The sequence below is a fragment of the Paenibacillus tundrae genome, from assembly GCF_036884255.1.
In the GTDB taxonomy this organism is placed as follows: domain Bacteria; phylum Bacillota; class Bacilli; order Paenibacillales; family Paenibacillaceae; genus Paenibacillus.
Genome location: NZ_CP145605.1, coordinates 2699069 through 2712081 on the forward strand (window position 1 = coordinate 2699069; position 13013 = coordinate 2712081).

The following is a 13013-nucleotide window of genomic DNA, read 5'->3' on the forward strand; positions in this document are numbered from 1 at the left end:
TCGGCGATGAGACGAACAGACACATTCTTATCTGGAGATGGCAAGATCTAATCCTAGCAAAGTGTTAGATCATGCATTGGGTCACAATTCGAGATTGGGGTAGCATCCACTCCTCTCGGCTAAGTCTCATATTCGATGCTGAGAGGCCGCAAGGCACCCTTTGTAATCAAAAGCGGACTTTTTTCGAACAATCTCTTACATAGAAAATACTCAAGCAGATGTCCTTGATTGCAGGAGTGCGACATATCTTAGAGTGAAGGACGATTCGCAAGGGTCAAATGCCTTTAAGCACAGCCATATCATGGCAGATGGGAGAGCTGTAATGACGAAACGGGTAGTTCTGTTGGAGGATGGTACGGCAGAGATGAAGGGACTTATAGGCAGTCAAGGAGCCGGTCTTTCCGAGTTACTTCATGCTGGCTGGCCTGTTCCAGCCGGGTTCGCTGTAACAACGGAATGCTGTCGCGAGTTCAGTACCCGTCTTGGACATTGTTCAACTGATGCAGCTCAGGAGGTGGAAAGTGCGATCCATCATTTGGAACAGCGCACGGGTAAGCTCTTCGGTGATGCCAAGACACCGCTTCTACTTTCCGTTATGCCGAATGAAGTTCGTTCCACAAGGAATGAACGGGAGTCGTTCCTTTATGTTGGCCTTAACGATGTGACGGTGGAAGGGCTCGCTGACCAAACGCAAGATCGTTGCTATGCACTTCATTGTTATCGAAGCTTATTGCAGGACTTTGGTTATTTGGTACATGGAATTCCATATGAATTATTTGGTGAGTTCATAAGTGAGCCGGAGATACAGGACGAATTTGAATTAGAACGCATTATCACCGAACACAAAATAATAATTGAAATTCATGGTAGGACACCATTTCCTCAAGATGTGAAGTCTCAACTCCATGAAGCGCTGGGAGCCTTCTCCCATTCACATTGCAGTCCAGTCCTGGTACAGGTAATGGTGAGTGAGGAATATGGAGAGCATATGAGTTCAGAAGCAGCATGCAAGACGGCTGTCGATATGGTGAGTGAAGGTTTGATTACAAAAGAGGAAGCTTTATTGCGAATAGAGCCATCACAAGTGACGGAATTAATCGAATTCATAGAGCAGCCGTCACAGCAATCATTGGACGTGCAACAGTTGCTTGAATGGGCTGATGAGGTGAGGTCTGTATTGGTGCTTGCCAATGTAAACCATCCAAGGGATGGTGTCCTCGCACGAGTGTTAGGAGCAGAAGGGATAGGGCAATGTCAGATCGAGACCATGCTGTTATCACCATCCCGAATACCTTTTGTCCAGAAGATGATCACAGCTGACAACGAATACGAACGTCGACGTGGGGTAGAACGTTTGCTTCCGATGCTGCAAGCGGACTTTGAGCATTTTTTCGAAGTGATGGATGGTTATCCGGTAACGATTAATCTGCTGGACCCGGCATGGGATGAACGATTGCTTCATGTTGAAGCTGATATACTTGATATGCAGATTGAAGCGATTTTTCGCGCAGCCTTAAAAACTATTCGTCAGGGACTATGGGTACGACCCGAAATTTTGATTCCACCTGTAAGCGATTCCAATGAATTGCAGCGATTGAGGGAGCTGGTGGATCATATAGCTGACCAGATTTTGGGCGAAGAAAAAAGGCATTGTCTATATAAAGTAGGTACAACTATAGAAATTTCTAGAGCGGGTACAATCGCAACTCAAATGGCTCGCCATGCTGACTTTTTCTCATTCAGAGCGTTGGATGTTCAAGAAAATAAACATCTTGTGGAAATGAGCGTTGTTCAGGGTAAAGCCCGTAAACCGTATCTCAGGTCAGGGGTCTGTGGAGAACAAGCTGCGAATGCAGATACGATTGCTTACTGCCATCGCATAGGATTAGATTATGTGAGCTGTTCCCCCGAGCAAGTTCCGTCTGCACGAATTGCGGCTGCGCAAGCGGCGATTAGAGAACAGAAGCAGGGCAAGAGCATACAGAATCATGACATTTCAACGACAGCGTAAATATCAAATATGAACGATTGAGGGGTATGCGTAACACTACATGTTATAATGTGGCTGTTCGCATATCTCTTTTTTATCGGAGAATGAATTAAGCTGTACACGTCATTTATACATAAGAGGGGAGACAGTAACATGACCACTCCGAACATACGAAACGTTCCAACACAAGCGGTGTTTATAGATCGTGATGGCACAATTGGAGGTTCAGACAAGATTAAATATCCTGGCGAGATGCAATTGTTTGATGGTGTGGCGGAATCAATCAGCACATTATCACAGCATGGATTCAAATTATTTGGCTTTACGAACCAGCCTGGTATAACAGCAGGACATTCCACAGTCGAAGCTTTTCAACAAGAGATGAAGGACTTCGGGATCGAGCATACGTATGTGTGTCCTCATCCGGCTCATGAACAGTGTAAATGTCGCAAACCGAGACCTGATATGTTGATCCAAGCAGCAGAAGATCATCAACTGAAGCTCGAACAGTGTATTGTCATTGGCGACCGTTGGTCAGACATGGTTGCGGCAAGTGTTGCAGGGTGTCTATGCATACTCGTTATGACGGGTGCAGGTATGCGTGCATTGGAAGAAGACCGGTTTCGATGGAACACCATGGAAGCAGACTATGTAGCCACTGATTTTAACGATGCGGTAAAGTGGATTGTGCAGCGAAGAGTTCAACCTATGCAAGAATAAGTAACGAAATAGAGCATTACAGCTTGCGTTTGTATACATCAATGCAGATTCTGTTGACATTGTCAGCCTTATCCGCAGTTTTGCGCCCGAACCACCATGGAATACATACCGCGAAACTGTTATACTGAAATATGCGTTTTGTAAACAGAACGTAAAATTTCGGATAAGGGTTGAAAACGACCATGTATAATTCTAAATACGAACGGATATCATCACGAACATTATTTGTCGTGTTATTTATCCTCTTGCTGCTGAAGCTCACGCTTTTGCGGTATTTCTTTTTCCAAGGCCTTTCTGGCATTGGATTGCTCACCGATACGCTGGGTGCTCTAACCGTGGTCTGTGTGCTTGATTTAATTGTACCTAAGCGCTGGAAACGTATGGTGTACGGGGGCTTTAATCTGATTTTCTCGCTCGTACTGTTTGCGGCAACGTTATATAACGTGCATTTTAGCTCAGTACCCACGTACACAGCACTAAGTGAATTAGGTCAGGTGGCTCAAGTACGAGGCAGTATCGGACCTCTCATTCGACCTGTTCATTTTATGTTTTTTGTGGATATCGTGCTTGCACTGCCACTTTGGTTTATCCTGCGCTCCAGACGTACTTCCCGTAGTCAAGGAAGTTATAGCAACAGTGGACTAAGTTTTGGAAAAAGTCGTAGAAGATATTGGGGGAAGGTCGGAGTCGCACTTACGGCTGCATTTAGCATCGTTCTGTCAGGTAGCTTTATTGTCAAAGGAGAAACAATTGATAATGAGCTGGTTCGAGCGGAGAATCTTGGTTTTCTTAACTACCAGGTGTCCTCAGCGATTTTGACGAGCAAAGAAAACGAAGCCATTGCTAATGGCAACATTAATGAGACCATTGCGAAGATCAATCAGTTAGTGAGTCAATATCCATATCAAGATAAAACAAGTCAGGGCTCTCCAGTTAAAGCGAAGTATTTTGGTGAAGCCAAAGGCAGTAATCTGATTGTGTTACAACTAGAATCTTTTCAGAATTTTCCGATTCACGCTTCACTGGGTGGTCAGGTGTTAACACCCGTGTTGAACGAATTAGCGAGTGAAAGCTATTATTTCCCTCATTTCTTCCAACAAATTGGTCAAGGTAATACATCGGATGCTGAATTTATGTCGAACACATCAATCTATCCTACAGGCGTAGTTCCAATGTCTGCCGGATATAGTGACCGTGATTTACCTAGCTTACCGAAACTGCTTCGTGAGCGCGGATATCAGTCAGAGACGTTTCATGGCAATGATGTGACGTTCTGGAATCGGAACAAGATGTACCCTGCGATTGGATTCGATCGGTATTTTGACAAACCAAGCTTCAAGAATGACCGATTTAATGATTTTGGTCCATCTGACGAAGAATTGTATCGTGTCGGTGTGGAGAAAATGACTGCACATCAAGCTGCGAACGAACCGTTCTACGCACAGTTTATTACAGCATCGAGCCACTCACCGTTCAAGGTTCCTGCTGATCGGGCACGAATTACTGTCCCTGAGACAATTACGAACACATTGCTGCATGATTATTTGCAGGCTATCAATTATACCGATTATGCGGTTGGGCAACTGATTAATGAATTAAAGGCTAGTGGACTGTGGGACAACACAACGTTAGTCATTTACGGTGATCACTTCGGTCTGCCAGCAAATGATGAAATCACAAAGCAGATTCAAGACAATTTGAATGTGCCATACGATGGGAATGTGAGTCGTTTTAATATCCCGCTAATCATCCACACACCGCAGCAGTCTAAAGGGCAAGTGGTTGAACAGCCTGGAGGTCAGTTGGATATCATGCCAACGGTACTGAATTTGATGGGCGTATCGTTACAAGAAGAGCAGTTTACGGCCTTTGGGCATGATCTGCTTAATATGGATCATAATGCATTTGGCATTCGCTATTATTTGCCGACAGGCTCATTTGTTAATAATGAGATCATGTTTGTTCCTGGTGCGGGTTTCGATGATGGGAAGGCATATTCGATTAAAACGTATGAACCTGTCACTGATCTGGAGCCGTATCGGGCCGATTATGAGCATGTGCTCAGCTTAATGAAGCTGTCGGATGAGTATGTGAAGCTATTGCCTAAACGGGCACCCTAATATGTAGTGTTCGGTATCATGCCAAACGTCACCTGTATTCATATGGGTGGCGTTTTTTGGTTACTTTCATTCATCCGAATAACGGATAAGGAAGAGCTTTATTTTGAAACTGTAATTATTAATGTTACAATGGTATAAGAATGAATTTGGCGATACTTGGTTTAGATCTAATTAGAGACCCATATAGACACAATGAGAGGAATGAATAGATATGAAATTAAGCGTGCTTGAACATGGACATATCAACGAAGGACGTACGGTGCAGGATACGCTTCAAGAGACGGTTACGCTTGCGAAGCATGCTGATGAACTTGGTTTTTCGCGTTTCTGGATGTCAGAACATCATGGTGGCGGTGCACTTTCCTTTTCAAGTCCTGAAGTCATGATTGCGCATGTCGCTGCTCATACCGAACATATTCGGGTAGGATCAGGTGGCGTAATGCTGCCACATTATAGTGCATACAAGGTTGCAGAGAACTTCCGTCTCTTAGAGGCATTACATCCTGGTCGTATTGATCTTGGGATTGGTAGAGCACCTGGTGGGATGCCGATTGCAAGTCGAGCTCTCAATGAGGGAAAATCCTCTAACGTACAATTTTTCCCGCAACAGATCGCAGATCTGGGTGGTTACTTTCATGAGCAATTGTCGGAGGATCATCGCTTTGCCTCTCTGGTAGCTGCTCCATCCGTGCCGACAGTGCCAGAGGTATGGCTGCTTGGCTCTAGCTCCGAAGGTGCAAGAATTGCAGCCGCGCAAGGAACGGCTTATGCGTTTGCTCAATTCTTTGGCACACCAGGCGGGGAAGAGGCCATGAAGCATTATCGTCGACATTTCAAACCGTCGATCCTGAATGATCGACCTCATTCTATGATTGCTGTCTCTGCGTTCTGTGCGGAGACTGAAGAGGAAGCGGCTGAGCTTGCTCGAAGCAATGAACTTTTCTTCTTACGCTTAGGCCGTGGGTTGGAACAGAGCTCATTCCCATCATTAGAGACGGTTCATAATTATCCTTATACCGCTATGGAAATGGAGCAGATTCGCCAGCGTCGTTCATTCTCGATCGTAGGGACACCGGATCAGGTGAAAGAGAAAATTACAGCAATGGCTGAGCGTCATGAAGCGGATGAAGTGATCATCGCCTCAGCGATTCATTCATTTGAAGCACGCCTTCGCTCATTTGGTTTGATTGCAGAAGCCTTCGGCTTAAAGAAGGATTAAGCGATTATGTCGGGAATGTTATAGTGTAGTATGTGTTTCCAAAGTCCGGTTATTTCTGCTGAATTCCATCTCTGATCATGAGATACCGTCAGGTATTCAACACAATCTCAATCGGGCTTTGGTAACAACCTCTATAAGAGAGGAAGGATTCACATTCGTAGATGTGTTATAAGTGATATTCATGGCTGTTACGACGAATTCAATGCTCTACTTCAACAGGTGAGCTATGATTCGGTTCAGGATGAATTAATTTTACTTGGAGACTATGTAGATCGGGGACCTCAGAGCAGACGGGTCGTTGATCAGATCATGAAGCTCAAGGAACGTCATTCTATCATTGCGCTGAAGGGAAATCATGATGCGATGATGGTCAAAGCGTTGACCAATGATATCAAGGAATACGATAGCCACTGGATTCGCAATGGTGGGTTACAGACACTTGCTAGTTATGTGGACCATGTCACAACATGGGACGAGAGTGAATTGGACTGGGACGCCTATCATGAAGCCAAAGTGTGGGTGCGCAACCACTATAGCCATCATCTTCAGTTTTTGGATCAACTTCCGTTGGTATATGAAATTCCGGGCTACGTGTTTGTACATGCAGGGATTAATCCTGACGTACCGGATTGGCGCAAACAGCCGGAGAGTGACTTTATGTGGATTCGGGAACCTTTCTACTCCAGACCTACGGCAATTGAGGAAACGGTGGTCTTTGGGCACACGCCTGTGAAATATCTGCACGATGAGATGGGCATTTGGTTCGCTTCAACGGGAGACAAGATTGGCATCGACGGTGGATGCGCTTATGGTGCTCAATTGAACATGCTTATGATTAGGGAAGATGGTAGCCTGCAGACGTTCTTTGTGGAAAAAGCAGAGAACATAGAGGACGTGGAACTTTAACAGGTGAGCATTGCTTATCTAGGTTCCATATGCTAATTTATAAGTTTATGTCATGTCATTATACATACGATAACGAAGCTGAAGGGAATGAAATACATTTTGGCTATTTATAATTTAGATCAATTGCAACATCATATTTTACTCTGTAATGGTGGTACCTGTATGCGCAACGACGGGGAGGAAGTTACCCAGGCTGTGCGAGATGAGATTAAAAACCTTGGGGCGAGTGAATTTATTCATACGACACGGACACGTTGCAACGGACGCTGTGATGATGCATGTGTGACGATTGTGTACCCACAAGGGGATTGGTATGGCAAAATGACACCGGATTCAGGTAGAGCTCTTGTTCAGGCTCTGTGTGAAGGTGAGCGTTTGGAGAGCCATCTCATCGCGAATGTGGCGACAACAACTGCAAAATAGAGACCAATGATCTATATCATTGGGACTTGAATGATTGTCTTGAGAATCATTTGCAATGAATACGGTGTAAGGGGATTGGAATTAAGCCCTTTTAACGCTATAATCAGTAAGGGTATGAATTATAAACGACATTGATTATTCTAAATCAGAATTGACGGAGGGCTATCAATATGGAAAAAGCGTTAATCTTCGGACACAAAAATCCTGACACGGACACGATCTGTTCAGCAATTGCTTATGCGGATCTCAAAGCAAAATTAGGTCATGAGGTTGAAGCGGTTCGTCTCGGAGAAGTGAATGGTGAAACTCAGTTTGCACTCGATCATTTCAAAGTGGAAGCACCTCGTTTGATCAAAACGGCAGCGAATGAAGTAAACAAAGTCATTCTGGTTGACCACAATGAGCGTCAGCAAAGTGTTAGTGATATCGAAGAAGTAACTGTGGTAGAGGTTATTGACCACCACCGTATTGCTAACTTTGAGACAAGCCAGCCATTGTATTTCCGTGCAGAGCCTGTAGGCTGTACTGCTACAATTCTAAATAAAATGTACAAAGAGAACGGTGTAGAGATCAGCGCACCAATTGCTGGACTTATGCTATCTGCTATTATCTCTGACTCCCTGCTGTTTAAATCGCCAACTTGCACGGAGCAAGATGTAGCGGCTGCACGTGAACTGGCTGCTATTGCTGGTGTAGATGCAGACAGCTACGGATTGGACATGCTCAAAGCAGGTGCTGATCTGAGTCAAAAAACGATTGCTGAATTGATTTCTTTGGATGCCAAAGAATTCGTAATGGGTCAAGCAAAAGTTGAAATTGCACAAGTCAACGCTGTTGACGTTAACGATGTACTTGTGAAAAAAGCTGAATTGCAAGCTGCAATTGAAGCAATCATCTCCAGTAAAGGTCTTGACCTCTTCGTATTTGTTGTAACAGATATCCTCAACAACGATTCTGTTGCTCTTGCATACGGCGCTTCCACGAATGCAGTGGAAAAAGCGTACAATGTATCGTTGGCTGATAGCCAGGCTCTTCTGAAGGGCGTAGTATCTCGTAAGTCACAGATTGTTCCGGTTCTGACAGAAGCATTCAACAGTCTGTAATAACCGTCTGATGTATGGTACATGAGGATCATGTACATCAATCAAGCCTGTTCTGATCTCTCATGGATCAGGACAGGCTTTTATTATGAAGGAGGTCATAAATGTGATTAAAAATGAGAAGATCAAAGCAGCGGAAGTCCATGTCACTGGAATAAACGGAGAGGATCTGGGAATCATGTCCACACGTGAGGCACTCGCCTTAGCGAAGCAATACAAAGTGGATCTGGTCTGTACTTCTCTCATGACCAGTCCACCACCGTGCAAACTTATTGGGGCTGGTGCAGCGAAGGCAGAGGCGCAACAGGATAAGAAGAAATCAGGTAAATTACCGGATAAACGAAAGGTGAAAGAGATCCGCTTAACATTGCAAATGGAAGACCATGACCGTGATACGAAACAAGCACAAGCAGAGCGTATCCTGAAAAAAGGAGATTCCGTGAAGCTGGTCATTCAGGTTCACGGAAGTAAAGAAGGCGCAGCCGGTAAAGAATGGGCAGAGCAGCTATGCCAAGCTTTGGCTGAATTCGGCACCAAAACGACGGGGGTACAAGTGAGCGGTAAACAAGTTGTTGTTCAGTTGGATCCAAAGATTTAACCCTTCACGTGAAGCATCAGGTACGCAAATAACGACTACCACCTACACGAACATATAATTGTCCAGGTAATACAGGCGTCGATGGAGAACCTGGATTGGCATTATTGCTATTCGCAAAACGTGACAGATAATAAAAATCAGGGTAGATGACCGTATCCATCAGATAGGCGGAAGTGCGGCTGCCTGGGAAGCGGAATTGGTTCAAGGTGCGTATGATTTGTTCACCACGAGCAATACCGATTCCGTGACCGTAATACCAATCCTCACGAAGTTTAATCGTATTCTCTCCTTGCCACTCTGGGGTTTCGGGAGATACATCCGGATTTTTGAAATAGAGTACATCTCCAGGGAGCGCACTGTTACTGCCGTTCTTCTCTGTTAAGCGTAGGTCGCTGTCATAGTGCCAGTCGAAGAGAAGCAGGTTGCGGAATAACGAATTAAAAGCATCTTCACGGATGCTAGCCAGCACGCCACCATATAATACAATGACAGTTGCTGTTGCGCATTCAAAAGCGTACAAGGATCCGTTTCTCCAAATATCACGAATTCCTTCTGCGGGGGTAACGTTAGGTCTTAACTCAAAACCACCTTGGGCATTCCGGTTCCAGTAAACGGGATTACATCTGGATTGTTCGAACGAGGCAAAGCTAACACCGCTGGCATTAAGTCCCTCTGCTGCTTCGACAAGAGAAGAACGCAGTTTCCACTCAAAACGAAGATGCTCCATGGATTGGTACGTATACACTGTCGAACTATTCTGGAGTTGTTGGAGCCAGTTCCATTCAAAGGGCGTCCAATCTGTGGGACTTAATTGGAGAGGTTGATTTGCAACAATAATCATAATTGATACCTCCATGTCGTTGGGATGTACAGAACATATTCAGATGAAATCGCCTAGGTTTGTTTGAGAATATGGTGTAGCCTATAGGGGTCGAGTTAGTGGTTTATTGGCTTGATGGGGTTACAAGATAAAAGATGTCGATACTTGCCAAAATTTCGTGCAAAAAAATCGTTATCAATGATAGGATTTGGGGTACTACTCTATAGAAGAAGTTATGTATTGAAGTAAGCTTTCATTACGAAATGGTTGGATAACTGAAAAGGAGGATAAGCGGTGTCGAATCCAATTACACAGAACCGTTTGCTGTTCGAACAATTATATACTCATGCGCCGATCGGCATTGCTGTTGCTTCACATGTGAATGGTCGTTGGCTCCAGCTCAATCCCGCCTTTTGTGAGATGTTGGGGTATCGTGAAGATGAATTAATTGATAAGTCAATCATACATATGATCTATGAGCCTGATCTGGATATGGATAGTTTCCGGTCTGAATTTTACGATATGACCAATGGTGTTACCATGATGTACGAAACGGAGTTCCGCTTGAAACGCAAGAATAATACGCTCCTATGGGCATGTGTACGGGCATGTATCGTCAAAGATGAGATAACGGATGAGCCTTTATATTTACTTGTACAAGCAGCTGATATTTCGAAGCAAAAGGAAGCGGAGGAGCGTCTGATCATCCAACGCCAAAAATTGGAGGAGAGCAGCCAAATCTCTCGTATGCTCACAGAATCATCCTTGGATATGATTGCTATCCATGATGCGGATGTTGAGCGAACTTTCAAATATATTTCACCTGCCTGCGAAGTCATGCTTGGTTATAAACCGGAGGAATTAGTAGGTCACTCCGGCTTATCTGTCATATACCCAGAGGATATTCCTTTAGTGAAGGCATATGTTACGGGTCAGATTCAAGGCCTTGCTCCGGATCGAATCAGTTATCGTCTCAGGCATAAAGATGGATCGCCAGTGTGGGCGGATACGTTAACACAATACGTGTATGATGAGCAGGGTAATCTTCAGGAGATGATTGCTGTAACCAGAGATATGACCGCTAGACAGCAAGAAGAGCTTCGTCAGCAGGAATATCAGTCACTATTTGACTACAATCCATTGGGGGTAGCGTCTCTTGCTCCAGATGGGAAACTGCTTAAGGCGAACTCCGGGCAGGAGCAGCTTACTGGACATACCAAAGAGGAGCTCTTAGGTGGATCGTTTGAACATCTCATTGATCCGGTTGATCTAGAGAAGACCCGTTACTATTTTGAGGAGAGTGTGAAGGGGAAAGCTCAGAGCTACGAGATTGGATTAATTCATAAAGATGGGCAGCGTATTGAAACAAATGTAATTAATGTTCCGATTATTCTTGAGGGACAAGTCGTTGGTGTATTTGGAATTACGAGTGATATTACAGAATCTAAACGATACGTTGAGGAAATTGAAAATTTAAGTTATGAACGTGCCCTCATATTAAATGCAATGTCTGAAGGGGTTATTGGACTGGATCGAGATGGTCATATCATCTTCGCCAATCCGGCTGCAACAGAGATGATGGATTTCTGCCCGAGTGCGACAAATGGCATGCCGTTTGAGGAGATTATTTTGCAAATGCAAAGTGAAGGCATTCCTTATCCAACAAACGAAACACCCATTGTGAAGGCTGTTCGTGAAGGACGTAGCCTACCAAGGTCAGAATCCGTTTTCTGGAGACAAGATGGTTCCAGCTTCCTAGCAGAATTTCAACTGAAGCCTATTATGGATCAGGGAAAAACGAGGGGAGCCGTACTGGTCTTTCGTGACATGACAAGTGTGAATGAGATCATTCGGGCGAAGGAAGTAGCTGAGCATGCCGACAAAGCCAAGTCTGAATTCCTAGCAATCATGAGTCATGAGCTGCGCACACCTCTGAATGGTATTATGGGAATGGCACACTTATTAAAGGAAACAGAACTCGATGAAGAACAACATGGATTTGCCGAGATCATTATTGATAGCGGGGAATCATTACTGCATATTCTCAATGAGATTTTGGATTTTAGCAAGATTGAAGCTGGTAAAATGGATCTTGCACGTGAAGCGGTTGATCTAAGAGAGATGACAGCGGGTGTCATGGAGCTGTTTGCACTGCGAGCATCCGAAAAAAATATTGAATTATACTGTGAAATATCGGACCAGGTTCCTGAGCGTATAAGAGGGGACGAAACGCGTATCCGCCAAGTGCTCATTAACCTAGTTGGCAATGCGGTCAAATTCACGGATAAGGGCAATATTCAGATCCATATGAATGTAAGTCCAGCAGAATGCGAGAATGAGGATCGGCTCACACTGGCATTTACAGTGAAGGATACAGGAATCGGTATACCTCTTGAGAAGCAGCATCAACTATTCCAATCGTTCTCTCAGCTGGATCCTTCCATTAATCGCAAGTACGGAGGCACAGGTCTGGGGCTCGCGATCAGTAGGAAGCTAGTGGAGCTAATGGGCGGTGCGATTGGCGTACAGAGCGATGCTGGCGAGGGAGCAGAGTTCTACTTCACATTGTCGCTAGAGCGCTGGAATGACGAATCTGGGGATCTTATAGAGGAATCCAATGAAGTGAGTGAACTCACTGATCAGTCACGTCAAGCTGCGGGGATTAAAATCTTAGTGGCAGAGGATCAACAGTTGAACAGTCACCTCATGGAGGAAATGCTGCGTAAGCACGGCGGTGTATGTGACATTGTAGAGAATGGTGAAGAAGCTGTGAAGGCGCTGGAACGGGAGCATTATGATCTGATCTTTATGGATATCAAAATGCCGATCATGGATGGCCTCGAAGCCACCTGCAAGATTAGGAAAACACATCCAGAAATTCCGGTCATTGCTGCCATCACTGCATTTGTTGGTGCTACAGATCGTGAAGCATGTTTGAAGTGTGGCATGCAGGATTTCATTAGCAAACCGTTCAGTTCTCAGGAGATACGTCGTGTCATGAATACATGGATCCCCTTTATCCGAGCTCATCAAAAAACGTTAAATTAAAGATTTTGAAGTAACCTAAGTGAATAACCCATAATTGAAACAACCTGCCCCTAAGCTTAGAGGCAGGTT

General features: G+C 44.6%; 10 protein-coding genes. 9 read left to right on the forward strand and 1 reads right to left on the reverse strand.

The genetic code is table 11. The features are described 5' to 3' along the window. The first annotated feature begins 322 nt into the window (after positions 1-322). From V6W81_RS12360 to infC, 8 genes are all read left to right on the forward strand, one after another. Complete coding sequence (locus V6W81_RS12360; protein WP_338543457.1) at positions 323-2011, forward strand: putative PEP-binding protein; 1689 nt, start codon at positions 323-325, stop codon at positions 2009-2011. A 132-nt stretch (positions 2012-2143) separates the two neighbouring features. Next, on the forward strand, positions 2144-2710 hold the full coding sequence (locus V6W81_RS12365; protein WP_338543458.1) for an HAD-IIIA family hydrolase: 567 nt from the start codon (positions 2144-2146) through the stop codon (positions 2708-2710). Between the two features lie 182 nt (positions 2711-2892). Then, positions 2893-4830, forward strand: coding sequence for an LTA synthase family protein (locus V6W81_RS12370; protein WP_338543459.1), 1938 nt, complete (start codon positions 2893-2895; stop codon positions 4828-4830). Between the two features lie 211 nt (positions 4831-5041). Then, positions 5042-6049: an LLM class flavin-dependent oxidoreductase gene (locus tag V6W81_RS12375; RefSeq protein WP_338543460.1), complete on the forward strand. Its 1008-nt coding sequence runs from the start codon at positions 5042-5044 to the stop codon at positions 6047-6049. A 168-nt stretch (positions 6050-6217) separates the two neighbouring features. Next, positions 6218-6955: a metallophosphoesterase family protein gene (locus V6W81_RS12380; protein ID WP_338543990.1), complete on the forward strand. Its 738-nt coding sequence runs from the start codon at positions 6218-6220 to the stop codon at positions 6953-6955. Positions 6956-7054: 99 nt separating this feature from the next. Continuing rightward, the gene (locus V6W81_RS12385) at positions 7055-7378 is read left to right on the forward strand and encodes a (2Fe-2S) ferredoxin domain-containing protein (RefSeq protein WP_338543991.1); all 324 of its coding nucleotides are present in this window, start codon (positions 7055-7057) and stop codon (positions 7376-7378) included. Positions 7379-7548: 170 nt separating this feature from the next. Next, entirely contained in the window at positions 7549-8481 is a 933-nt protein-coding gene (locus V6W81_RS12390; protein ID WP_145048366.1) for a manganese-dependent inorganic pyrophosphatase, read from the forward strand. A 103-nt stretch (positions 8482-8584) separates the two neighbouring features. After that, entirely contained in the window at positions 8585-9076 is a 492-nt protein-coding gene (gene infC / locus V6W81_RS12395; RefSeq protein ID WP_338543461.1) for a translation initiation factor IF-3, read from the forward strand. Between the two features lie 16 nt (positions 9077-9092). Here the strand turns inward: infC and V6W81_RS12400 are convergent, their stop codons facing one another. After that, positions 9093-9917 (reverse strand): protein-glutamine gamma-glutamyltransferase, encoded by an 825-nt coding sequence (locus V6W81_RS12400; protein ID WP_338543463.1) that lies wholly within the window; start codon positions 9915-9917, stop codon positions 9093-9095. 273 nt (positions 9918-10190) lie between these two features. Here V6W81_RS12400 and V6W81_RS12405 point away from each other — a divergent pair, with 273 nt between their 5' ends. Further along, on the forward strand, positions 10191-12944 hold the full coding sequence (locus V6W81_RS12405) for a PAS domain-containing hybrid sensor histidine kinase/response regulator (protein ID WP_338543465.1): 2754 nt from the start codon (positions 10191-10193) through the stop codon (positions 12942-12944). Positions 12945-13013 lie beyond the last annotated feature (69 nt).

Bases quoted from the DNA above. Each gene is read 5' to 3' on its own strand.
- V6W81_RS12375 (WP_338543460.1), top strand. From the start codon at position 5,042: ATGAAATTAAGCGTGCTTGAACATGGACATATCAACGAAGGACGTACG.
- V6W81_RS12365 (WP_338543458.1), top strand. From the start codon at position 2,144: ATGACCACTCCGAACATACGAAACGTTCCAACACAAGCGGTGTTTATA.
- V6W81_RS12360 (WP_338543457.1), top strand. From the start codon at position 323: ATGACGAAACGGGTAGTTCTGTTGGAGGATGGTACGGCAGAGATGAAG.
- V6W81_RS12390 (WP_145048366.1), top strand. From the start codon at position 7,549: ATGGAAAAAGCGTTAATCTTCGGACACAAAAATCCTGACACGGACACG.
- V6W81_RS12370 (WP_338543459.1), top strand. From the start codon at position 2,893: ATGTATAATTCTAAATACGAACGGATATCATCACGAACATTATTTGTC.
- V6W81_RS12400 (WP_338543463.1), bottom strand. From the start codon at position 9,917: ATGATTATTGTTGCAAATCAACCTCTCCAATTAAGTCCCACAGATTGG.